The 25468-nt window shown below is 50.0% G+C and carries 3 protein-coding genes, 8 tRNA genes and 12 rRNA genes; 21 read left to right on the top strand and 2 right to left on the bottom strand.

The window, feature by feature from the left end; translation table 11 throughout:
- Positions 1-549 precede the first annotated feature (549 nt).
- The 20 genes from NB647_RS10190 (at position 550) to rrf (NB647_RS10095) (ending at position 22164) form a co-directional block, all read left to right on the top strand.
- Positions 550-2080: ribosomal RNA gene (locus NB647_RS10190) — 16S ribosomal RNA — on the top strand.
- 98 nt (positions 2081-2178) lie between these two features.
- Positions 2179-2255: transfer RNA gene (locus NB647_RS10185), tRNA-Ile, on the top strand.
- A 7-nt stretch (positions 2256-2262) separates the two neighbouring features.
- A tRNA-Ala gene (locus NB647_RS10180) sits at positions 2263-2338 on the top strand.
- 259 nt (positions 2339-2597) lie between these two features.
- Positions 2598-5476 (top strand): 23S ribosomal RNA (locus NB647_RS10175).
- Between the two features lie 113 nt (positions 5477-5589).
- Positions 5590-5702, top strand: a 5S ribosomal RNA gene (gene rrf / locus NB647_RS10170).
- A 334-nt stretch (positions 5703-6036) separates the two neighbouring features.
- Positions 6037-7567: ribosomal RNA gene (locus NB647_RS10165) — 16S ribosomal RNA — on the top strand.
- A 98-nt stretch (positions 7568-7665) separates the two neighbouring features.
- Positions 7666-7742 (top strand) — tRNA-Ile (locus NB647_RS10160).
- A gap of 7 nt (positions 7743-7749) precedes the next feature.
- Positions 7750-7825 (top strand) — tRNA-Ala (locus NB647_RS10155).
- A 259-nt stretch (positions 7826-8084) separates the two neighbouring features.
- A 23S ribosomal RNA gene (locus NB647_RS10150) occupies positions 8085-10964 on the top strand.
- A gap of 113 nt (positions 10965-11077) precedes the next feature.
- Positions 11078-11190: ribosomal RNA gene (rrf, locus tag NB647_RS10145) — 5S ribosomal RNA — on the top strand.
- A 334-nt stretch (positions 11191-11524) separates the two neighbouring features.
- Positions 11525-13055, top strand: a 16S ribosomal RNA gene (locus NB647_RS10140).
- A 98-nt stretch (positions 13056-13153) separates the two neighbouring features.
- A tRNA-Ile gene (locus tag NB647_RS10135) sits at positions 13154-13230 on the top strand.
- 7 nt (positions 13231-13237) lie between these two features.
- A tRNA-Ala gene (locus NB647_RS10130) sits at positions 13238-13313 on the top strand.
- 259 nt (positions 13314-13572) lie between these two features.
- Positions 13573-16451: ribosomal RNA gene (locus tag NB647_RS10125) — 23S ribosomal RNA — on the top strand.
- 113 nt (positions 16452-16564) lie between these two features.
- Positions 16565-16677, top strand: a 5S ribosomal RNA gene (gene rrf, locus NB647_RS10120).
- 334 nt (positions 16678-17011) lie between these two features.
- Positions 17012-18542 (top strand): 16S ribosomal RNA (locus NB647_RS10115).
- 98 nt (positions 18543-18640) lie between these two features.
- Positions 18641-18717: transfer RNA gene (locus NB647_RS10110), tRNA-Ile, on the top strand.
- Between the two features lie 7 nt (positions 18718-18724).
- Positions 18725-18800: transfer RNA gene (locus tag NB647_RS10105), tRNA-Ala, on the top strand.
- A 259-nt stretch (positions 18801-19059) separates the two neighbouring features.
- Positions 19060-21938 (top strand): 23S ribosomal RNA (locus NB647_RS10100).
- 113 nt (positions 21939-22051) lie between these two features.
- Positions 22052-22164, top strand: a 5S ribosomal RNA gene (gene rrf / locus NB647_RS10095).
- The 16S, 23S and 5S rRNA genes sit together here with 8 tRNA genes alongside, the layout of an rRNA operon.
- Positions 22165-22241: 77 nt before the next feature.
- Here rrf (NB647_RS10095) and NB647_RS10090 read toward each other — a convergent pair.
- Together NB647_RS10090 and NB647_RS10085 are read right to left on the bottom strand one after the other, a co-directional pair.
- Positions 22242-23003, bottom strand: a complete 762-nt coding sequence (locus tag NB647_RS10090) for a fused MFS/spermidine synthase (protein ID WP_269283407.1) — start codon at positions 23001-23003, stop codon at positions 22242-22244.
- Positions 22996-23976, bottom strand: coding sequence for a pseudouridine synthase (locus tag NB647_RS10085; RefSeq protein WP_269264462.1), 981 nt, complete (start codon positions 23974-23976; stop codon positions 22996-22998). The genes NB647_RS10090 and NB647_RS10085 overlap by 8 nt, the downstream gene beginning before the upstream one ends.
- A gap of 181 nt (positions 23977-24157) precedes the next feature.
- Here NB647_RS10085 and NB647_RS10080 point away from each other — a divergent pair, with 181 nt between their 5' ends.
- Positions 24158-25417 (top strand): 6-phosphofructokinase, encoded by a 1260-nt coding sequence (locus tag NB647_RS10080; RefSeq protein ID WP_269283405.1) that lies wholly within the window; start codon positions 24158-24160, stop codon positions 25415-25417.
- Positions 25418-25468: the final 51 nt, after the last annotated feature.

Below are 25468 nucleotides of genomic sequence, written 5' to 3'. Positions count from 1 at the left end.
TGTCTGGCAGACACTTTATCAACTTTCCATTTGATGTCAATCTTTGCTTGTCGTCCTCTAGAACAGGGATGAGTATCTATAGGGTGAAAAAGGCCGCCAGAATATTTTCCGGATTGAAAGCAAGAAAAGTGCAAAAATGTGACGCGATGATGCAGATAGAAATGAAAGGTATTGACACTATAGAGAACTGCGAGGAAAATTTTACTTTTCCGCTGCACTGGAAGTGACAGTGAGGGAAAAGAAGTCAAGTGTTTTTTTGGGGGGAGTTTGAGAAAAGTGAAAAAAGGGCTTGACGGGAGATAAGAAGAGGTTCATAATTTCATTTCTCTGCTGGAGATAAACAAAACGCTTTATCAAAGGTTGAGAGGTAGTCGAAGCGAAACGATCTTTAAAAAAGAACAGATGATAAGTGTGGACGTTTGTTGAGAGGAGCAAGAAAAGAAACAAACGTTCGCAAGAGAAAGTAAGGACTTCGAGAGAAGAACCTTGTCAGTATTTTGAGAGCGAGAAGTGACAGAAATGTGACTTCGAATGCGAAAGCAAGAGATTGAACTGAAGAGTTTGATCCTGGCTCAGATTGAACGCTGGCGGCATGCTTTACACATGCAAGTCGAACGGCAGCATGGGGGCAACCCTGATGGCGAGTGGCGAACGGGTGAGTAATATATCGGAACGTACCCGAGAGTGGGGGACAACCAGTCGAAAGATTGGCTAATACCGCATACGATCTACGGATGAAAGTGGGGGACCTTCGGGCCTCACGCTCCTGGAGCGGCCGATAGCTGATTAGCTAGTTGGTGGGGTAAAGGCCTACCAAGGCGATGATCAGTAGCTGGTCTGAGAGGACGATCAGCCACACTGGGACTGAGACACGGCCCAGACTCCTACGGGAGGCAGCAGTGGGGAATTTTGGACAATGGGGGCAACCCTGATCCAGCAATGCCGCGTGAGTGAAGAAGGCCTTCGGGTTGTAAAGCTCTTTTGTCAGGGAAGAAAAGGACTGGGTTAATACCCTGGTTTCATGACGGTACCTGAAGAATAAGCACCGGCTAACTACGTGCCAGCAGCCGCGGTAATACGTAGGGTGCGAGCGTTAATCGGAATTACTGGGCGTAAAGCGTGCGCAGGCGGTTGTGTAAGACAGATGTGAAATGCCCGGGCTTAACCTGGGAATTGCATTTGTGACTGCACGGCTAGAGTGTGTCAGAGGGGGGTAGAATTCCACGTGTAGCAGTGAAATGCGTAGATATGTGGAGGAATACCGATGGCGAAGGCAGCCCCCTGGGATAACACTGACGCTCATGCACGAAAGCGTGGGGAGCAAACAGGATTAGATACCCTGGTAGTCCACGCCCTAAACGATGTCGACTAGTTGTTGGGTCTTAATTGACTTAGTAACGCAGCTAACGCGTGAAGTCGACCGCCTGGGGAGTACGGTCGCAAGATTAAAACTCAAAGGAATTGACGGGGACCCGCACAAGCGGTGGATGATGTGGATTAATTCGATGCAACGCGAAAAACCTTACCTACCCTTGACATGTCAGGAACCCTGAAGAGATTCGGGGGTGCTCGAAAGAGAACCTGAACACAGGTGCTGCATGGCTGTCGTCAGCTCGTGTCGTGAGATGTTGGGTTAAGTCCCGCAACGAGCGCAACCCTTGTCATTAGTTGCTACGAAAGGGCACTCTAATGAAACTGCCGGTGACAAACCGGAGGAAGGTGGGGATGACGTCAAGTCCTCATGGCCCTTATGGGTAGGGCTTCACACGTCATACAATGGTGCATACAGAGGGTTGCCAACCCGCGAGGGGGAGCTAATCCCAGAAAGTGCATCGTAGTCCGGATTGGAGTCTGCAACTCGACTCCATGAAGTTGGAATCGCTAGTAATCGCGGATCAGCATGTCGCGGTGAATACGTTCCCGGGTCTTGTACACACCGCCCGTCACACCATGGGAGCGGGTTTTACCAGAAGTAGGTAGCTTAACCGCAAGGAGGGCGCTTACCACGGTAGGATTCGTGACTGGGGTGAAGTCGTAACAAGGTAGCCGTATCGGAAGGTGCGGCTGGATCACCTCCTTTCTAGAGAAAAGCCTTGATGCAAGCGTTCACACTTATCATCTGTTGCAAACAAGGACATCAGGTCGGTATGAGCAGAAAGCGGAGATACTGATCCAAAAGGGTCTGTAGCTCAGTTGGTTAGAGCACCGTGTTGATAACGCGGGGGTCGTTGGTTCGAGACCAACCAGACCCACCATGGAAATGGGGGTTTAGCTCAGCTGGGAGAGCACCTGCTTTGCAAGCAGGGGGTCGTCGGTTCGATCCCGTCAACCTCCACCAAAAAGCCAAATCAAAACGTTCTTGGAAAGAGCGGTTTGATTTGGTCTTTTAGAGACCTAGGGTAGTAAAAGTTCTTTAACAATCTGGAAAAAAGTAAGAAAACACCAATAATCTGAATATTGAAGCCGAAGATTATTGGATGGGTAGTGATTGTAATCAGAAGTATATGAAGTGATCTCAAGAAGTTCGATTGCTTTGGATACGGCAACGTAAACTCAACTGTATAACCGGATTCTCGCAAGAGAAGTCAAAGTTATAGAGACAAGCGACTAAGTGCACAGGGTGGATGCCTTGGCGATTACAGGCGATGAAGGACGTAGAAGCTTGCGATAAGCTGCGGGGAGTTGGCAAACAAACTTTGATCCGCAGATTTCCGAATGGGGAAACCCGGCCTTTTGGCCATCAATAACTGAATCCATAGGTTATTGAAGCGAACGTAGTGAACTGAAACATCTAAGTAACTACAGGAAAAGAAATCAACCGAGATTCCCAAAGTAGTGGCGAGCGAAATGGGAAGAGCCTGCAAGAGATAGTGAGATGAGATAGTGGAACATTCTGGAAAGGATGACGAAACAGGGTGATAGTCCCGTACACGAAATCCATCTAACAGGACTGGGCTTGCGACAAGTAGGGCGGGACACGAGAAATCCTGTCTGAAGATGGGGGGACCATCCTCCAAGGCTAAATACTCGTAATCGACCGATAGTGAACCAGTACCGTGAGGGAAAGGCGAAAAGAACCCCGGGAGGGGAGTGAAATAGAACCTGAAACCGTGTGCATACAAACAGTAGGAGCCCGTGCTTGCATGGGTGACTGCGTACCTTTTGTATAATGGGTCAGCGACTTACATTCAGTGGCGAGGTTAACCGAATAGGGGAGCCGAAGAGAAATCGAGTCCGAACAGGGCGAAAGTCGCTGGGTGTAGACCCGAAACCAAGTGATCTACTCATGGCCAGGATGAAGGTGCGGTAACACGCACTGGAGGTCCGAACCCACTAACGTTGAAAAGTTAGGGGATGAGCTGTGGGTAGGGGTGAAAGGCTAAACAAACTTGGAGATAGCTGGTTCTCTCCGAAAGCTATTTAGGTAGTGCCTCAAGTATCACCACTAGGGGTAGAGCACTGTTATGGCTAGGGGGTCATCGCGACTTACCAAACCATTGCAAACTCCGAATACTAGTGAGTGCGAGCTTGGGAGACAGACACCGGGTGCTAACGTCCGATGTCAAGAGGGAAACAACCCAGACCGCCAGCTAAGGTCCCAAAGATTGGCTAAGTGGAAAACGAAGTGGGAAGGCTAAAACAGTCAGGAGGTTGGCTTAGAAGCAGCCATCCTTTAAAGAAAGCGTAATAGCTCACTGATCGAGTCGTCCTGCGCGGAAGATGTAACGGGGCTAAGCCAGTCACCGAAGCTGCGGATATCCTGTATGGGATATGGTAGGAGAGCGTTCTGTAAGCCTGAGAAGGTGTGTTGAGAAGCATGCTGGAGGTATCAGAAGTGCGAATGCTGACATGAGTAGCGATAATGGGGGTGAAAGGCCCCCACGCCGTAAGCCCAAGGTTTCCTGTTCAACGTTCATCGGAGCAGGGTGAGTCGGCCCCTAAGGCGAGGCAGAGATGCGTAGCTGATGGGAAGCAGGTTAATATTCCTGCACCGTCGTTAGATGCGATGGGGGGACGGATCGCGGAAAGTCGTCCGGGTGTTGGAAGTCCCGGTTCTTGATTCGAAGGAGGCTGCTAGGCAAATCCGGCAGCGTAATCCAAGGGATTGAGACGAGTGGCCTTGTGCCGCGAAGCGATTGGAAGTGGTTCCAAGAAAAGCCTCTAAGCTTCAGTCTAACGAGACCGTACCGCAAACCGACACAGGTGGGCGAGATGAGTATTCTAAGGCGCTTGAGAGAACTCGGGAGAAGGAACTCGGCAAATTGGTACCGTAACTTCGGGATAAGGTACGCCCTTGTAGCTTGACTGGCCTGCGCCAGGAGGGTGAAGGGGTTGCAATAAAAAGGTGGCTGCGACTGTTTAATAAAAACACAGCACTCTGCAAACACGAAAGTGGACGTATAGGGTGTGACGCCTGCCCGGTGCTGGAAGATTAAATGATGGGGTGAGAGCTCTTGATTGAAGTCCCAGTAAACGGCGGCCGTAACTATAACGGTCCTAAGGTAGCGAAATTCCTTGTCGGGTAAGTTCCGACCTGCACGAATGGCGTAACGATGGCCACACTGTCTCCTCCCGAGACTCAGCGAAGTTGAAATGGTTGTGATGATGCAATCTACCCGCGGCTAGACGGAAAGACCCCATGAACCTTTACTGTAGCTTTACATTGGACTTTGAACCAATCTGTGTAGGATAGGTGGGAGGCTTTGAAGCGTGAACGCTAGTTTGCGTGGAGCCGACCTTGAAATACCACCCTGGTTTGTTTGAGGTTCTAACCTTGGCCCGTTATCCGGGTTGGGGACAGTGTATGGTAGGCAGTTTGACTGGGGCGGTCTCCTCCAAAAGCGTAACGGAGGAGTTCGAAGGTACGCTAGGTACGGTCGGACATCGTGCTGATAGTGCAATGGCATAAGCGTGCTTAACTGCGAGACCGACAAGTCGAGCAGGTACGAAAGTAGGACATAGTGATCCGGTGGTTCTGTATGGAAGGGCCATCGCTCAACGGATAAAAGGTACTCTGGGGATAACAGGCTGATTCCTCCCAAGAGTTCATATCGACGGGGGAGTTTGGCACCTCGATGTCGGCTCATCACATCCTGGGGCTGTAGTCGGTCCCAAGGGTATGGCTGTTCGCCATTTAAAGTGGTACGTGAGCTGGGTTTAAAACGTCGTGAGACAGTTTGGTCCCTATCTGCCGTGGGCGTTGGAAGTTTGAGAGGGGCTGCTCCTAGTACGAGAGGACCGGAGTGGACGAACCTCTGGTGTACCGGTTGTCACGCCAGTGGCATTGCCGGGTAGCTAAGTTCGGGAAAGATAACCGCTGAAAGCATCTAAGCGGGAAACTTGCCTCAAGATAAGACTTCCCGGAGACTAGATCTCCCTGAAGAGTCGTTCGAGACCAGGACGTTGATAGGCTGGGTGTGGAAGCGCAGCAATGCGTTAAGCTAACCAGTACTAATTGCTCGTGAGGCTTGTCTCTATAACCTTGACAGGTTATGGAAAAGAAGTTGTCAAAAGACATGATCTGCCTTAAGATTCTTGCTTGATTCCAGATTGGGCTGGACGTTGATGACGGCCGGCCGACAAGTTATGCCTGATGACCATAGCGAATTGGAACCACCCCTTCCCATCCCGAACAGGACCGTGAAACGATATCGCGCCGATGATAGTGCTGAAACCAGTGTGAAAGTAGGTTATCGTCAGGCAATTATCCTGAAAGCCCCTGAAAATTCAGGGGCTTTTTTACTTTTTAAGAAGTTGAGAAAAGTGAAAAAAGGGCTTGACGGGAGATAAGAAGAGGTTCATAATTTCATTTCTCTGCTGGAGATAAACAAAACGCTTTATCAAAGGTTGAGAGGTAGTCGAAGCGAAACGATCTTTAAAAAAGAACAGATGATAAGTGTGGACGTTTGTTGAGAGGAGCAAGAAAAGAAACAAACGTTCGCAAGAGAAAGTAAGGACTTCGAGAGAAGAACCTTGTCAGTATTTTGAGAGCGAGAAGTGACAGAAATGTGACTTCGAATGCGAAAGCAAGAGATTGAACTGAAGAGTTTGATCCTGGCTCAGATTGAACGCTGGCGGCATGCTTTACACATGCAAGTCGAACGGCAGCATGGGGGCAACCCTGATGGCGAGTGGCGAACGGGTGAGTAATATATCGGAACGTACCCGAGAGTGGGGGACAACCAGTCGAAAGATTGGCTAATACCGCATACGATCTACGGATGAAAGTGGGGGACCTTCGGGCCTCACGCTCCTGGAGCGGCCGATAGCTGATTAGCTAGTTGGTGGGGTAAAGGCCTACCAAGGCGATGATCAGTAGCTGGTCTGAGAGGACGATCAGCCACACTGGGACTGAGACACGGCCCAGACTCCTACGGGAGGCAGCAGTGGGGAATTTTGGACAATGGGGGCAACCCTGATCCAGCAATGCCGCGTGAGTGAAGAAGGCCTTCGGGTTGTAAAGCTCTTTTGTCAGGGAAGAAAAGGACTGGGTTAATACCCTGGTTTCATGACGGTACCTGAAGAATAAGCACCGGCTAACTACGTGCCAGCAGCCGCGGTAATACGTAGGGTGCGAGCGTTAATCGGAATTACTGGGCGTAAAGCGTGCGCAGGCGGTTGTGTAAGACAGATGTGAAATGCCCGGGCTTAACCTGGGAATTGCATTTGTGACTGCACGGCTAGAGTGTGTCAGAGGGGGGTAGAATTCCACGTGTAGCAGTGAAATGCGTAGATATGTGGAGGAATACCGATGGCGAAGGCAGCCCCCTGGGATAACACTGACGCTCATGCACGAAAGCGTGGGGAGCAAACAGGATTAGATACCCTGGTAGTCCACGCCCTAAACGATGTCGACTAGTTGTTGGGTCTTAATTGACTTAGTAACGCAGCTAACGCGTGAAGTCGACCGCCTGGGGAGTACGGTCGCAAGATTAAAACTCAAAGGAATTGACGGGGACCCGCACAAGCGGTGGATGATGTGGATTAATTCGATGCAACGCGAAAAACCTTACCTACCCTTGACATGTCAGGAACCCTGAAGAGATTCGGGGGTGCTCGAAAGAGAACCTGAACACAGGTGCTGCATGGCTGTCGTCAGCTCGTGTCGTGAGATGTTGGGTTAAGTCCCGCAACGAGCGCAACCCTTGTCATTAGTTGCTACGAAAGGGCACTCTAATGAAACTGCCGGTGACAAACCGGAGGAAGGTGGGGATGACGTCAAGTCCTCATGGCCCTTATGGGTAGGGCTTCACACGTCATACAATGGTGCATACAGAGGGTTGCCAACCCGCGAGGGGGAGCTAATCCCAGAAAGTGCATCGTAGTCCGGATTGGAGTCTGCAACTCGACTCCATGAAGTTGGAATCGCTAGTAATCGCGGATCAGCATGTCGCGGTGAATACGTTCCCGGGTCTTGTACACACCGCCCGTCACACCATGGGAGCGGGTTTTACCAGAAGTAGGTAGCTTAACCGCAAGGAGGGCGCTTACCACGGTAGGATTCGTGACTGGGGTGAAGTCGTAACAAGGTAGCCGTATCGGAAGGTGCGGCTGGATCACCTCCTTTCTAGAGAAAAGCCTTGATGCAAGCGTTCACACTTATCATCTGTTGCAAACAAGGACATCAGGTCGGTATGAGCAGAAAGCGGAGATACTGATCCAAAAGGGTCTGTAGCTCAGTTGGTTAGAGCACCGTGTTGATAACGCGGGGGTCGTTGGTTCGAGACCAACCAGACCCACCATGGAAATGGGGGTTTAGCTCAGCTGGGAGAGCACCTGCTTTGCAAGCAGGGGGTCGTCGGTTCGATCCCGTCAACCTCCACCAAAAAGCCAAATCAAAACGTTCTTGGAAAGAGCGGTTTGATTTGGTCTTTTAGAGACCTAGGGTAGTAAAAGTTCTTTAACAATCTGGAAAAAAGTAAGAAAACACCAATAATCTGAATATTGAAGCCGAAGATTATTGGATGGGTAGTGATTGTAATCAGAAGTATATGAAGTGATCTCAAGAAGTTCGATTGCTTTGGATACGGCAACGTAAACTCAACTGTATAACCGGATTCTCGCAAGAGAAGTCAAAGTTATAGAGACAAGCGACTAAGTGCACAGGGTGGATGCCTTGGCGATTACAGGCGATGAAGGACGTAGAAGCTTGCGATAAGCTGCGGGGAGTTGGCAAACAAACTTTGATCCGCAGATTTCCGAATGGGGAAACCCGGCCTTTTGGCCATCAATAACTGAATCCATAGGTTATTGAAGCGAACGTAGTGAACTGAAACATCTAAGTAACTACAGGAAAAGAAATCAACCGAGATTCCCAAAGTAGTGGCGAGCGAAATGGGAAGAGCCTGCAAGAGATAGTGAGATGAGATAGTGGAACATTCTGGAAAGGATGACGAAACAGGGTGATAGTCCCGTACACGAAATCCATCTAACAGGACTGGGCTTGCGACAAGTAGGGCGGGACACGAGAAATCCTGTCTGAAGATGGGGGGACCATCCTCCAAGGCTAAATACTCGTAATCGACCGATAGTGAACCAGTACCGTGAGGGAAAGGCGAAAAGAACCCCGGGAGGGGAGTGAAATAGAACCTGAAACCGTGTGCATACAAACAGTAGGAGCCCGTGCTTGCATGGGTGACTGCGTACCTTTTGTATAATGGGTCAGCGACTTACATTCAGTGGCGAGGTTAACCGAATAGGGGAGCCGAAGAGAAATCGAGTCCGAACAGGGCGAAAGTCGCTGGGTGTAGACCCGAAACCAAGTGATCTACTCATGGCCAGGATGAAGGTGCGGTAACACGCACTGGAGGTCCGAACCCACTAACGTTGAAAAGTTAGGGGATGAGCTGTGGGTAGGGGTGAAAGGCTAAACAAACTTGGAGATAGCTGGTTCTCTCCGAAAGCTATTTAGGTAGTGCCTCAAGTATCACCACTAGGGGTAGAGCACTGTTATGGCTAGGGGGTCATCGCGACTTACCAAACCATTGCAAACTCCGAATACTAGTGAGTGCGAGCTTGGGAGACAGACACCGGGTGCTAACGTCCGATGTCAAGAGGGAAACAACCCAGACCGCCAGCTAAGGTCCCAAAGATTGGCTAAGTGGAAAACGAAGTGGGAAGGCTAAAACAGTCAGGAGGTTGGCTTAGAAGCAGCCATCCTTTAAAGAAAGCGTAATAGCTCACTGATCGAGTCGTCCTGCGCGGAAGATGTAACGGGGCTAAGCCAGTCACCGAAGCTGCGGATATCCTGTATGGGATATGGTAGGAGAGCGTTCTGTAAGCCTGAGAAGGTGTGTTGAGAAGCATGCTGGAGGTATCAGAAGTGCGAATGCTGACATGAGTAGCGATAATGGGGGTGAAAGGCCCCCACGCCGTAAGCCCAAGGTTTCCTGTTCAACGTTCATCGGAGCAGGGTGAGTCGGCCCCTAAGGCGAGGCAGAGATGCGTAGCTGATGGGAAGCAGGTTAATATTCCTGCACCGTCGTTAGATGCGATGGGGGGACCGGATCGCGGAAAGTCGTCCGGGTGTTGGAAGTCCCGGTTCTTGATTCGAAGGAGGCTGCTAGGCAAATCCGGCAGCGTAATCCAAGGGATTGAGACGAGTGGCCTTGTGCCGCGAAGCGATTGGAAGTGGTTCCAAGAAAAGCCTCTAAGCTTCAGTCTAACGAGACCGTACCGCAAACCGACACAGGTGGGCGAGATGAGTATTCTAAGGCGCTTGAGAGAACTCGGGAGAAGGAACTCGGCAAATTGGTACCGTAACTTCGGGATAAGGTACGCCCTTGTAGCTTGACTGGCCTGCGCCAGGAGGGTGAAGGGGTTGCAATAAAAAGGTGGCTGCGACTGTTTAATAAAAACACAGCACTCTGCAAACACGAAAGTGGACGTATAGGGTGTGACGCCTGCCCGGTGCTGGAAGATTAAATGATGGGGTGAGAGCTCTTGATTGAAGTCCCAGTAAACGGCGGCCGTAACTATAACGGTCCTAAGGTAGCGAAATTCCTTGTCGGGTAAGTTCCGACCTGCACGAATGGCGTAACGATGGCCACACTGTCTCCTCCCGAGACTCAGCGAAGTTGAAATGGTTGTGATGATGCAATCTACCCGCGGCTAGACGGAAAGACCCCATGAACCTTTACTGTAGCTTTACATTGGACTTTGAACCAATCTGTGTAGGATAGGTGGGAGGCTTTGAAGCGTGAACGCTAGTTTGCGTGGAGCCGACCTTGAAATACCACCCTGGTTTGTTTGAGGTTCTAACCTTGGCCCGTTATCCGGGTTGGGGACAGTGTATGGTAGGCAGTTTGACTGGGGCGGTCTCCTCCAAAAGCGTAACGGAGGAGTTCGAAGGTACGCTAGGTACGGTCGGACATCGTGCTGATAGTGCAATGGCATAAGCGTGCTTAACTGCGAGACCGACAAGTCGAGCAGGTACGAAAGTAGGACATAGTGATCCGGTGGTTCTGTATGGAAGGGCCATCGCTCAACGGATAAAAGGTACTCTGGGGATAACAGGCTGATTCCTCCCAAGAGTTCATATCGACGGGGGAGTTTGGCACCTCGATGTCGGCTCATCACATCCTGGGGCTGTAGTCGGTCCCAAGGGTATGGCTGTTCGCCATTTAAAGTGGTACGTGAGCTGGGTTTAAAACGTCGTGAGACAGTTTGGTCCCTATCTGCCGTGGGCGTTGGAAGTTTGAGAGGGGCTGCTCCTAGTACGAGAGGACCGGAGTGGACGAACCTCTGGTGTACCGGTTGTCACGCCAGTGGCATTGCCGGGTAGCTAAGTTCGGGAAAGATAACCGCTGAAAGCATCTAAGCGGGAAACTTGCCTCAAGATAAGACTTCCCGGAGACTAGATCTCCCTGAAGAGTCGTTCGAGACCAGGACGTTGATAGGCTGGGTGTGGAAGCGCAGCAATGCGTTAAGCTAACCAGTACTAATTGCTCGTGAGGCTTGTCTCTATAACCTTGACAGGTTATGGAAAAGAAGTTGTCAAAAGACATGATCTGCCTTAAGATTCTTGCTTGATTCCAGATTGGGCTGGACGTTGATGACGGCCGGCCGACAAGTTATGCCTGATGACCATAGCGAATTGGAACCACCCCTTCCCATCCCGAACAGGACCGTGAAACGATATCGCGCCGATGATAGTGCTGAAACCAGTGTGAAAGTAGGTTATCGTCAGGCAATTATCCTGAAAGCCCCTGAAAATTCAGGGGCTTTTTTACTTTTTAAGAAGTTGAGAAAAGTGAAAAAAGGGCTTGACGGGAGATAAGAAGAGGTTCATAATTTCATTTCTCTGCTGGAGATAAACAAAACGCTTTATCAAAGGTTGAGAGGTAGTCGAAGCGAAACGATCTTTAAAAAAGAACAGATGATAAGTGTGGACGTTTGTTGAGAGGAGCAAGAAAAGAAACAAACGTTCGCAAGAGAAAGTAAGGACTTCGAGAGAAGAACCTTGTCAGTATTTTGAGAGCGAGAAGTGACAGAAATGTGACTTCGAATGCGAAAGCAAGAGATTGAACTGAAGAGTTTGATCCTGGCTCAGATTGAACGCTGGCGGCATGCTTTACACATGCAAGTCGAACGGCAGCATGGGGGCAACCCTGATGGCGAGTGGCGAACGGGTGAGTAATATATCGGAACGTACCCGAGAGTGGGGGACAACCAGTCGAAAGATTGGCTAATACCGCATACGATCTACGGATGAAAGTGGGGGACCTTCGGGCCTCACGCTCCTGGAGCGGCCGATAGCTGATTAGCTAGTTGGTGGGGTAAAGGCCTACCAAGGCGATGATCAGTAGCTGGTCTGAGAGGACGATCAGCCACACTGGGACTGAGACACGGCCCAGACTCCTACGGGAGGCAGCAGTGGGGAATTTTGGACAATGGGGGCAACCCTGATCCAGCAATGCCGCGTGAGTGAAGAAGGCCTTCGGGTTGTAAAGCTCTTTTGTCAGGGAAGAAAAGGACTGGGTTAATACCCTGGTTTCATGACGGTACCTGAAGAATAAGCACCGGCTAACTACGTGCCAGCAGCCGCGGTAATACGTAGGGTGCGAGCGTTAATCGGAATTACTGGGCGTAAAGCGTGCGCAGGCGGTTGTGTAAGACAGATGTGAAATGCCCGGGCTTAACCTGGGAATTGCATTTGTGACTGCACGGCTAGAGTGTGTCAGAGGGGGGTAGAATTCCACGTGTAGCAGTGAAATGCGTAGATATGTGGAGGAATACCGATGGCGAAGGCAGCCCCCTGGGATAACACTGACGCTCATGCACGAAAGCGTGGGGAGCAAACAGGATTAGATACCCTGGTAGTCCACGCCCTAAACGATGTCGACTAGTTGTTGGGTCTTAATTGACTTAGTAACGCAGCTAACGCGTGAAGTCGACCGCCTGGGGAGTACGGTCGCAAGATTAAAACTCAAAGGAATTGACGGGGACCCGCACAAGCGGTGGATGATGTGGATTAATTCGATGCAACGCGAAAAACCTTACCTACCCTTGACATGTCAGGAACCCTGAAGAGATTCGGGGGTGCTCGAAAGAGAACCTGAACACAGGTGCTGCATGGCTGTCGTCAGCTCGTGTCGTGAGATGTTGGGTTAAGTCCCGCAACGAGCGCAACCCTTGTCATTAGTTGCTACGAAAGGGCACTCTAATGAAACTGCCGGTGACAAACCGGAGGAAGGTGGGGATGACGTCAAGTCCTCATGGCCCTTATGGGTAGGGCTTCACACGTCATACAATGGTGCATACAGAGGGTTGCCAACCCGCGAGGGGGAGCTAATCCCAGAAAGTGCATCGTAGTCCGGATTGGAGTCTGCAACTCGACTCCATGAAGTTGGAATCGCTAGTAATCGCGGATCAGCATGTCGCGGTGAATACGTTCCCGGGTCTTGTACACACCGCCCGTCACACCATGGGAGCGGGTTTTACCAGAAGTAGGTAGCTTAACCGCAAGGAGGGCGCTTACCACGGTAGGATTCGTGACTGGGGTGAAGTCGTAACAAGGTAGCCGTATCGGAAGGTGCGGCTGGATCACCTCCTTTCTAGAGAAAAGCCTTGATGCAAGCGTTCACACTTATCATCTGTTGCAAACAAGGACATCAGGTCGGTATGAGCAGAAAGCGGAGATACTGATCCAAAAGGGTCTGTAGCTCAGTTGGTTAGAGCACCGTGTTGATAACGCGGGGGTCGTTGGTTCGAGACCAACCAGACCCACCATGGAAATGGGGGTTTAGCTCAGCTGGGAGAGCACCTGCTTTGCAAGCAGGGGGTCGTCGGTTCGATCCCGTCAACCTCCACCAAAAAGCCAAATCAAAACGTTCTTGGAAAGAGCGGTTTGATTTGGTCTTTTAGAGACCTAGGGTAGTAAAAGTTCTTTAACAATCTGGAAAAAAGTAAGAAAACACCAATAATCTGAATATTGAAGCCGAAGATTATTGGATGGGTAGTGATTGTAATCAGAAGTATATGAAGTGATCTCAAGAAGTTCGATTGCTTTGGATACGGCAACGTAAACTCAACTGTATAACCGGATTCTCGCAAGAGAAGTCAAAGTTATAGAGACAAGCGACTAAGTGCACAGGGTGGATGCCTTGGCGATTACAGGCGATGAAGGACGTAGAAGCTTGCGATAAGCTGCGGGGAGTTGGCAAACAAACTTTGATCCGCAGATTTCCGAATGGGGAAACCCGGCCTTTTGGCCATCAATAACTGAATCCATAGGTTATTGAAGCGAACGTAGTGAACTGAAACATCTAAGTAACTACAGGAAAAGAAATCAACCGAGATTCCCAAAGTAGTGGCGAGCGAAATGGGAAGAGCCTGCAAGAGATAGTGAGATGAGATAGTGGAACATTCTGGAAAGGATGACGAAACAGGGTGATAGTCCCGTACACGAAATCCATCTAACAGGACTGGGCTTGCGACAAGTAGGGCGGGACACGAGAAATCCTGTCTGAAGATGGGGGGACCATCCTCCAAGGCTAAATACTCGTAATCGACCGATAGTGAACCAGTACCGTGAGGGAAAGGCGAAAAGAACCCCGGGAGGGGAGTGAAATAGAACCTGAAACCGTGTGCATACAAACAGTAGGAGCCCGTGCTTGCATGGGTGACTGCGTACCTTTTGTATAATGGGTCAGCGACTTACATTCAGTGGCGAGGTTAACCGAATAGGGGAGCCGAAGAGAAATCGAGTCCGAACAGGGCGAAAGTCGCTGGGTGTAGACCCGAAACCAAGTGATCTACTCATGGCCAGGATGAAGGTGCGGTAACACGCACTGGAGGTCCGAACCCACTAACGTTGAAAAGTTAGGGGATGAGCTGTGGGTAGGGGTGAAAGGCTAAACAAACTTGGAGATAGCTGGTTCTCTCCGAAAGCTATTTAGGTAGTGCCTCAAGTATCACCACTAGGGGTAGAGCACTGTTATGGCTAGGGGGTCATCGCGACTTACCAAACCATTGCAAACTCCGAATACTAGTGAGTGCGAGCTTGGGAGACAGACACCGGGTGCTAACGTCCGATGTCAAGAGGGAAACAACCCAGACCGCCAGCTAAGGTCCCAAAGATTGGCTAAGTGGAAAACGAAGTGGGAAGGCTAAAACAGTCAGGAGGTTGGCTTAGAAGCAGCCATCCTTTAAAGAAAGCGTAATAGCTCACTGATCGAGTCGTCCTGCGCGGAAGATGTAACGGGGCTAAGCCAGTCACCGAAGCTGCGGATATCCTGTATGGGATATGGTAGGAGAGCGTTCTGTAAGCCTGAGAAGGTGTGTTGAGAAGCATGCTGGAGGTATCAGAAGTGCGAATGCTGACATGAGTAGCGATAATGGGGGTGAAAGGCCCCCACGCCGTAAGCCCAAGGTTTCCTGTTCAACGTTCATCGGAGCAGGGTGAGTCGGCCCCTAAGGCGAGGCAGAGATGCGTAGCTGATGGGAAGCAGGTTAATATTCCTGCACCGTCGTTAGATGCGATGGGGGGACGGATCGCGGAAAGTCGTCCGGGTGTTGGAAGTCCCGGTTCTTGATTCGAAGGAGGCTGCTAGGCAAATCCGGCAGCGTAATCCAAGGGATTGAGACGAGTGGCCTTGTGCCGCGAAGCGATTGGAAGTGGTTCCAAGAAAAGCCTCTAAGCTTCAGTCTAACGAGACCGTACCGCAAACCGACACAGGTGGGCGAGATGAGTATTCTAAGGCGCTTGAGAGAACTCGGGAGAAGGAACTCGGCAAATTGGTACCGTAACTTCGGGATAAGGTACGCCCTTGTAGCTTGACTGGCCTGCGCCAGGAGGGTGAAGGGGTTGCAATAAAAAGGTGGCTGCGACTGTTTAATAAAAACACAGCACTCTGCAAACACGAAAGTGGACGTATAGGGTGTGACGCCTGCCCGGTGCTGGAAGATTAAATGATGGGGTGAGAGCTCTTGATTGAAGTCCCAGTAAACGGCGGCCGTAACTATAACGGTCCTAAGGTAGCGAAATTCCTTGTCGGGTAAGTTCCGACCTGCACGAATGGCGTAACGATGGCCACACTGTCTCCTCCCGAGACTCAGCGAAGTTGAAATGGTTGTGATGATGCAATCTACCCGCGGCTAGACGGAAAGACCCCATGAACCTTTACTGTAGCTTTACATTGGACTTTGAACCAATCTGTGTAGGATAGGTGGGAGGCTTTGAAGCGTGAACGCTAGTTTGCGTGGAGCCGACCTTGAAATACCACCCTGGTTTGTTTGAGGTTCTAACCTTGGCCCGTTATCCGGGTTGGGGACAGTGTATGGTAGGCAGTTTGACTGGGGCGGTCTCCTCCAAAAGCGTAACGGAGGAGTTCGAAGGTACGCTAGGTACGGTCGGACATCGTGCTGATAGTGCAATGGCATAAGCGTGCTTAACTGCGAGACCGACAAGTCGAGCAGGTACGAAAGTAGGACATAGTGATCCGGTGGTTCTGTATGGAAGGGCCATCGCTCAACGGATAAAAGGTACTCTGGGGATAACAGGCTGATTCCTCCCAAGAGTTCATATCGACGGGGGAGTTTGGCACCTCGATGTCGGCTCATCACATCCTGGGGCTGTAGTCGGTCCCAAGGGTATGGCTGTTCGCCATTTAAAGTGGTACGTGAGCTGGGTTTAAAACGTCGTGAGACAGTTTGGTCCCTATCTGCCGTGGGCGTTGGAAGTTTGAGAGGGGCTGCTCCTAGTACGAGAGGACCGGAGTGGACGAACCTCTGGTGTACCGGTTGTCACGCCAGTGGCATTGCCGGGTAGCTAAGTTCGGGAAAGATAACCGCTGAAAGCATCTAAGCGGGAAACTTGCCTCAAGATAAGACTTCCCGGAGACTAGATCTCCCTGAAGAGTCGTTCGAGACCAGGACGTTGATAGGCTGGGTGTGGAAGCGCAGCAATGCGTTAAGCTAACCAGTACTAATTGCTCGTGAGGCTTGTCTCTATAACCTTGACAGGTTATGGAAAAGAAGTTGTCAAAAGACATGATCTGCCTTAAGATTCTTGCTTGATTCCAGATTGGGCTGGACGTTGATGACGGCCGGCCGACAAGTTATGCCTGATGACCATAGCGAATTGGAACCACCCCTTCCCATCCCGAACAGGACCGTGAAACGATATCGCGCCGATGATAGTGCTGAAACCAGTGTGAAAGTAGGTTATCGTCAGGCAATTATCCTGAAAGCCCCTGAAAATTCAGGGGCTTTTTTACTTTTTAAGAAGTTGAGAAAAGTGAAAAAAGGGCTTGACGGGAGATAAGAAGAGGTTCATAATTTCATTTCTCTGCTGGAGATAAACAAAACGCTTTATCAAAGGTTGAGAGGTAGTCGAAGCGAAACGATCTTTAAAAAAGAACAGATGATAAGTGTGGACGTTTGTTGAGAGGAGCAAGAAAAGAAACAAACGTTCGCAAGAGAAAGTAAGGACTTCGAGAGAAGAACCTTGTCAGTATTTTGAGAGCGAGAAGTGACAGAAATGTGACTTCGAATGCGAAAGCAAGAGATTGAACTGAAGAGTTTGATCCTGGCTCAGATTGAACGCTGGCGGCATGCTTTACACATGCAAGTCGAACGGCAGCATGGGGGCAACCCTGATGGCGAGTGGCGAACGGGTGAGTAATATATCGGAACGTACCCGAGAGTGGGGGACAACCAGTCGAAAGATTGGCTAATACCGCATACGATCTACGGATGAAAGTGGGGGACCTTCGGGCCTCACGCTCCTGGAGCGGCCGATAGCTGATTAGCTAGTTGGTGGGGTAAAGGCCTACCAAGGCGATGATCAGTAGCTGGTCTGAGAGGACGATCAGCCACACTGGGACTGAGACACGGCCCAGACTCCTACGGGAGGCAGCAGTGGGGAATTTTGGACAATGGGGGCAACCCTGATCCAGCAATGCCGCGTGAGTGAAGAAGGCCTTCGGGTTGTAAAGCTCTTTTGTCAGGGAAGAAAAGGACTGGGTTAATACCCTGGTTTCATGACGGTACCTGAAGAATAAGCACCGGCTAACTACGTGCCAGCAGCCGCGGTAATACGTAGGGTGCGAGCGTTAATCGGAATTACTGGGCGTAAAGCGTGCGCAGGCGGTTGTGTAAGACAGATGTGAAATGCCCGGGCTTAACCTGGGAATTGCATTTGTGACTGCACGGCTAGAGTGTGTCAGAGGGGGGTAGAATTCCACGTGTAGCAGTGAAATGCGTAGATATGTGGAGGAATACCGATGGCGAAGGCAGCCCCCTGGGATAACACTGACGCTCATGCACGAAAGCGTGGGGAGCAAACAGGATTAGATACCCTGGTAGTCCACGCCCTAAACGATGTCGACTAGTTGTTGGGTCTTAATTGACTTAGTAACGCAGCTAACGCGTGAAGTCGACCGCCTGGGGAGTACGGTCGCAAGATTAAAACTCAAAGGAATTGACGGGGACCCGCACAAGCGGTGGATGATGTGGATTAATTCGATGCAACGCGAAAAACCTTACCTACCCTTGACATGTCAGGAACCCTGAAGAGATTCGGGGGTGCTCGAAAGAGAACCTGAACACAGGTGCTGCATGGCTGTCGTCAGCTCGTGTCGTGAGATGTTGGGTTAAGTCCCGCAACGAGCGCAACCCTTGTCATTAGTTGCTACGAAAGGGCACTCTAATGAAACTGCCGGTGACAAACCGGAGGAAGGTGGGGATGACGTCAAGTCCTCATGGCCCTTATGGGTAGGGCTTCACACGTCATACAATGGTGCATACAGAGGGTTGCCAACCCGCGAGGGGGAGCTAATCCCAGAAAGTGCATCGTAGTCCGGATTGGAGTCTGCAACTCGACTCCATGAAGTTGGAATCGCTAGTAATCGCGGATCAGCATGTCGCGGTGAATACGTTCCCGGGTCTTGTACACACCGCCCGTCACACCATGGGAGCGGGTTTTACCAGAAGTAGGTAGCTTAACCGCAAGGAGGGCGCTTACCACGGTAGGATTCGTGACTGGGGTGAAGTCGTAACAAGGTAGCCGTATCGGAAGGTGCGGCTGGATCACCTCCTTTCTAGAGAAAAGCCTTGATGCAAGCGTTCACACTTATCATCTGTTGCAAACAAGGACATCAGGTCGGTATGAGCAGAAAGCGGAGATACTGATCCAAAAGGGTCTGTAGCTCAGTTGGTTAGAGCACCGTGTTGATAACGCGGGGGTCGTTGGTTCGAGACCAACCAGACCCACCATGGAAATGGGGGTTTAGCTCAGCTGGGAGAGCACCTGCTTTGCAAGCAGGGGGTCGTCGGTTCGATCCCGTCAACCTCCACCAAAAAGCCAAATCAAAACGTTCTTGGAAAGAGCGGTTTGATTTGGTCTTTTAGAGACCTAGGGTAGTAAAAGTTCTTTAACAATCTGGAAAAAAGTAAGAAAACACCAATAATCTGAATATTGAAGCCGAAGATTATTGGATGGGTAGTGATTGTAATCAGAAGTATATGAAGTGATCTCAAGAAGTTCGATTGCTTTGGATACGGCAACGTAAACTCAACTGTATAACCGGATTCTCGCAAGAGAAGTCAAAGTTATAGAGACAAGCGACTAAGTGCACAGGGTGGATGCCTTGGCGATTACAGGCGATGAAGGACGTAGAAGCTTGCGATAAGCTGCGGGGAGTTGGCAAACAAACTTTGATCCGCAGATTTCCGAATGGGGAAACCCGGCCTTTTGGCCATCAATAACTGAATCCATAGGTTATTGAAGCGAACGTAGTGAACTGAAACATCTAAGTAACTACAGGAAAAGAAATCAACCGAGATTCCCAAAGTAGTGGCGAGCGAAATGGGAAGAGCCTGCAAGAGATAGTGAGATGAGATAGTGGAACATTCTGGAAAGGATGACGAAACAGGGTGATAGTCCCGTACACGAAATCCATCTAACAGGACTGGGCTTGCGACAAGTAGGGCGGGACACGAGAAATCCTGTCTGAAGATGGGGGGACCATCCTCCAAGGCTAAATACTCGTAATCGACCGATAGTGAACCAGTACCGTGAGGGAAAGGCGAAAAGAACCCCGGGAGGGGAGTGAAATAGAACCTGAAACCGTGTGCATACAAACAGTAGGAGCCCGTGCTTGCATGGGTGACTGCGTACCTTTTGTATAATGGGTCAGCGACTTACATTCAGTGGCGAGGTTAACCGAATAGGGGAGCCGAAGAGAAATCGAGTCCGAACAGGGCGAAAGTCGCTGGGTGTAGACCCGAAACCAAGTGATCTACTCATGGCCAGGATGAAGGTGCGGTAACACGCACTGGAGGTCCGAACCCACTAACGTTGAAAAGTTAGGGGATGAGCTGTGGGTAGGGGTGAAAGGCTAAACAAACTTGGAGATAGCTGGTTCTCTCCGAAAGCTATTTAGGTAGTGCCTCAAGTATCACCACTAGGGGTAGAGCACTGTTATGGCTAGGGGGTCATCGCGACTTACCAAACCATTGCAAACTCCGAATACTAGTGAGTGCGAGCTTGGGAGACAGACACCGGGTGCTAACGTCCGATGTCAAGAGGGAAACAACCCAGACCGCCAGCTAAGGTCCCAAAGATTGGCTAAGTGGAAAACGAAGTGGGAAGGCTAAAACAGTCAGGAGGTTGGCTTAGAAGCAGCCATCCTTTAAAGAAAGCGTAATAGCTCACTGATCGAGTCGTCCTGCGCGGAAGATGTAACGGGGCTAAGCCAGTCACCGAAGCTGCGGATATCCTGTATGGGATATGGTAGGAGAGCGTTCTGTAAGCCTGAGAAGGTGTGTTGAGAAGCATGCTGGAGGTATCAGAAGTGCGAATGCTGACATGAGTAGCGATAATGGGGGTGAAAGGCCCCCACGCCGTAAGCCCAAGGTTTCCTGTTCAACGTTCATCGGAGCAGGGTGAGTCGGCCCCTAAGGCGAGGCAGAGATGCGTAGCTGATGGGAAGCAGGTTAATATTCCTGCACCGTCGTTAGATGCGATGGGGGGACGGATCGCGGAAAGTCGTCCGGGTGTTGGAAGTCCCGGTTCTTGATTCGAAGGAGGCTGCTAGGCAAATCCGGCAGCGTAATCCAAGGGATTGAGACGAGTGGCCTTGTGCCGCGAAGCGATTGGAAGTGGTTCCAAGAAAAGCCTCTAAGCTTCAGTCTAACGAGACCGTACCGCAAACCGACACAGGTGGGCGAGATGAGTATTCTAAGGCGCTTGAGAGAACTCGGGAGAAGGAACTCGGCAAATTGGTACCGTAACTTCGGGATAAGGTACGCCCTTGTAGCTTGACTGGCCTGCGCCAGGAGGGTGAAGGGGTTGCAATAAAAAGGTGGCTGCGACTGTTTAATAAAAACACAGCACTCTGCAAACACGAAAGTGGACGTATAGGGTGTGACGCCTGCCCGGTGCTGGAAGATTAAATGATGGGGTGAGAGCTCTTGATTGAAGTCCCAGTAAACGGCGGCCGTAACTATAACGGTCCTAAGGTAGCGAAATTCCTTGTCGGGTAAGTTCCGACCTGCACGAATGGCGTAACGATGGCCACACTGTCTCCTCCCGAGACTCAGCGAAGTTGAAATGGTTGTGATGATGCAATCTACCCGCGGCTAGACGGAAAGACCCCATGAACCTTTACTGTAGCTTTACATTGGACTTTGAACCAATCTGTGTAGGATAGGTGGGAGGCTTTGAAGCGTGAACGCTAGTTTGCGTGGAGCCGACCTTGAAATACCACCCTGGTTTGTTTGAGGTTCTAACCTTGGCCCGTTATCCGGGTTGGGGACAGTGTATGGTAGGCAGTTTGACTGGGGCGGTCTCCTCCAAAAGCGTAACGGAGGAGTTCGAAGGTACGCTAGGTACGGTCGGACATCGTGCTGATAGTGCAATGGCATAAGCGTGCTTAACTGCGAGACCGACAAGTCGAGCAGGTACGAAAGTAGGACATAGTGATCCGGTGGTTCTGTATGGAAGGGCCATCGCTCAACGGATAAAAGGTACTCTGGGGATAACAGGCTGATTCCTCCCAAGAGTTCATATCGACGGGGGAGTTTGGCACCTCGATGTCGGCTCATCACATCCTGGGGCTGTAGTCGGTCCCAAGGGTATGGCTGTTCGCCATTTAAAGTGGTACGTGAGCTGGGTTTAAAACGTCGTGAGACAGTTTGGTCCCTATCTGCCGTGGGCGTTGGAAGTTTGAGAGGGGCTGCTCCTAGTACGAGAGGACCGGAGTGGACGAACCTCTGGTGTACCGGTTGTCACGCCAGTGGCATTGCCGGGTAGCTAAGTTCGGGAAAGATAACCGCTGAAAGCATCTAAGCGGGAAACTTGCCTCAAGATAAGACTTCCCGGAGACTAGATCTCCCTGAAGAGTCGTTCGAGACCAGGACGTTGATAGGCTGGGTGTGGAAGCGCAGCAATGCGTTAAGCTAACCAGTACTAATTGCTCGTGAGGCTTGTCTCTATAACCTTGACAGGTTATGGAAAAGAAGTTGTCAAAAGACATGATCTGCCTTAAGATTCTTGCTTGATTCCAGATTGGGCTGGACGTTGATGACGGCCGGCCGACAAGTTATGCCTGATGACCATAGCGAATTGGAACCACCCCTTCCCATCCCGAACAGGACCGTGAAACGATATCGCGCCGATGATAGTGCTGAAACCAGTGTGAAAGTAGGTTATCGTCAGGCAATTATCCTGAAAGCCCCTGAAAATTCAGGGGCTTTTTTATTTCTTTCTCGATTCCCTTTCTCTTCACTCCTCTCCTTCAGCTTCCTCGCATCCATTCGTACAAACCCTCCACCCATCTCTCCGATTTCAGTTTCGTTTTTTTTCTGATTGTTTGTGCACGACGGTACAGATCTTCGAAACCGATACTGGGCGATTCCTTGAAAGCGATCACAATGACATTGCCACCGTCGACTTCAGGTAACCAGGCTACTGAGTCGAAGCAGGCTTGCAATGCTTCAATGCTTTTGGAGCGGTTTGATTCATTTCCGAAAATATTGAGGGTCACTATTCCGTCTGCTGTCAACACGTCGGCACAGCTCTTGTAGAATTCCAAGGTATCAAAAAGTGGTGCTGCTGCTTGTTCGTCATAGAGATCTATCTGGAGAATGTCGATTTCATTTCGATATTTTTTCGCTTCGATATAATTTCTGGCATCTGCCTGAAGAACCGTCAGCCGATGGTCGTCTTCTGGCAAATGAAATGTATTTCGGCATATTCTGATGACTTCAGGGTTCAGTTCGATTGCTGTGATTCTGGATTCGCTAAAGTGGTGGTAACAGAATTTTGTCAGGGCGGCACTTCCAAGACCTAATTGAACGATATGTGACGGCTGGTCCTTGAAAAGCATCCAGATCATCATTTGCTGCACATAATCCAGCACGATTTCATTGGGTTTACCCAGACGCATGGCTCCCTGTATCCAGTCGGTACCGAGGTGAAGAAAAAGAACTCCTCTGAATTCAGTCAGGGTGACTTTTGGATAATCGGTGTTGTGGACGGATGGTGTATTCTTATTCATGAGTGAAAAGAGAAGTACGGTTGATTTTCGATTCAATATTGTTCAGATCCAGAGAATAACGACTTTCAAAATATCTGGGTTTTCCACTGATGGGGTCTGTGAATCTTATGGATTTGGCGACCAGTTGCAAGGGATATTTGTATTCTTCTTGTCGCATTTGCGGTGTGACAGCTTCAGGAAGATGTACAGGGTAAATCCGGTCGTTCAGTATGGGAATTTCGAGAGAACACATCTGGATACGGAGCTGATGTTTCTTGCCTGTAACAGGTTTGAGGTAATAATGTGCGAATTGTCCATGTCGTTCTAAAATCCTGATTTCCGTTTCAGTATTGGATTTGCCTGGAACGACCTGCATGCGCATAAAAGTGTCACCTTGTTCCAGCCTGCATTTGTAACGCATTGGCAAAACGAGGTCGTTTCGGTAAGCTGCAATGGCTTCGTAGTGTTTGGAAACGAAATTTTCACGGAACAGACGCTGATAAAGATTCCGGCCTTCTGGTTTTACTGAAAAAAGAACGAGACCTGCTGTTTCGCGGTCGATACGGTGAATCGGAGTGAGTGTATCGATTCCCAATTTCGCTTTCAAACGGACAAGAAGTGTTTCCCTGACATATTTGCCTGATGGAGTGACAGGCAAGAAATGCGGCTTGTCGGCAACAACAAGCCAGTCATCCTGGTACAGAATGCTTTCCTGAAAAGGGATATTATCCTCATTGGGTAAATATCGGTAGTAGTACAGTTTCTGGCCGGCTCGGTATGGGCTGAGCGGTAGAACAGGATTGCCGTCAGCATAGAGAACTTCGCCATTGAGAATACGCTGACGCCATTCTTTTTCGGAAAGAACAGAAAATCTCTCGGTCAGAAATTCCTCGTATGTTTTCCAGACACCTTCGGGTAATGCAATTTGACTGGCGCCGATCCCGTTTTTTGCAGGAATCGTGACTTTATTTGGACGGATCGAACGAATATTCATCAGAATCGGAATAAATATTGAATTTATGGAAAAATTCTAAATTATTTTTATGGATTCGCTTCTTTTTTGATGACATCTGACTGAAAGATACCGTCAATTTCTTTGGATGTCGCAATATGGGATGTCTGGAAGATTCTTTATATAAAAGTGATGGAATGGATTATAGGAAGGGAGTTTGGCTGTGACAGTGAAAAATGCGTTTTATGCTCAATCCGGAGGTGTGACTGCTGTGATAAACGCTTCTGCCTGTGGAGTGATCGAGGCGGCCAGGAAATATCCTGACCGGATCGGAAATGTTCTGGTCGGAAAAAATGGCATTGTCGGAGCGTTGAATGAGGAATTGATCGATACCCGCCGTGAAACAAAAGAAGATATTGCGGCGTTACGTTATACTCCGGGAGGTGCGTTCGGCTCGTGCCGTTACAAACTGTCCGATCCGGAGAAAGACAAACGGGAATTCGAACGGCTTCTTGATGTTTTCAGGGCCCACAATATCGGGTATTTCTTTTATAACGGGGGCGGGGATTCCGCCGATACCTGCTACAAGATATCCCGGTTTTCATCGATGATGGGATATCCCATACAGGCAATACATGTGCCGAAAACAATCGACAATGATCTCGCCTTGACGGATTGTTGTCCGGGTTTCGGTTCCGTCGCCAAGTATGTTGCCGTTTCAACGATCGAAACCTCTTTCGACGTACGTTCCATGTGCAGGACATCGACGCGGATCTTTGTATTTGAAGTGATGGGGCGTCATGCGGGATGGATCGCCGCAGCGGGTGGTCTCGCTGGAGAATATGGTATTCCGGTCGTGATACTTTTTCCTGAAATTCCTTTTGAGAAAGAACGTTTTCTGGCCAGAGTTGAAGAGAACGTAGCGGAATTCGGTTATTGTTCGGTGGTCGTTTCTGAAGGATGCCGTTATCCGGACGGAAAATTCATTGCTGATCAGGGCGCAAGGGATGTATTCGGTCATGCCCACCTTGGTGGCGCTGCCCCTGTTGTGGCCCGCATGATCCATGAGAAATTCGGCTATCCTTTTCATTGGGCTGTGGCCAATTATTTGCAGCGTTCGGCACGTCATGTCGCATCGGCAATTGATGTGGAACAGGCGTATGAGTTGGGGGTTGCGGCTGTTGAATTGGCGTTGAACGGTTGCAATTCTGTAATGCCTACAATCGTGCGGCTTTCCGACGAACCTTATCGCTATAAAATCGGTATGGCCGATTTGAAAGATGTTGCCAATGTCGAAAAATTCATGCCGGAGAGTTTTATCAGTGATGACGGCTATGGAATTACGGATGAGTGCAGAAAATATTTGCTTCCTTTGATACAGGGAGAAAATTATCCCCCTTATCGGAGAGGACTTCCCGAATACATAACTCTCCAGAACAGGCTGATACCCCGGAAGCTGAAGTCGTTCAACGGAAAAGTGTAATCAAACAGGCTGGAAGAGATGCCTGTTTGATTGCCATGAAAAGTGAATCCG

It is taken from the genome of Oxalobacter aliiformigenes (genome assembly GCF_027116575.1).
Classification (GTDB): Bacteria; Pseudomonadota; Gammaproteobacteria; order Burkholderiales; family Burkholderiaceae_D; genus Oxalobacter; species Oxalobacter aliiformigenes.
Note: the sequence above shows the minus strand (reverse complement) of the source record. Positions and strands in the feature narration are given on the sequence as shown.

Excerpts from the sequence above, each read along its gene's own strand:
- NB647_RS10090 (WP_269283407.1), bottom strand. The coding sequence starts at position 23,003 with ATGAATAAGAATACACCATCCGTCCACAACACCGATTATCCAAAAGTC.
- NB647_RS10085 (WP_269264462.1), bottom strand. The coding sequence starts at position 23,976 with ATGAATATTCGTTCGATCCGTCCAAATAAAGTCACGATTCCTGCAAAA.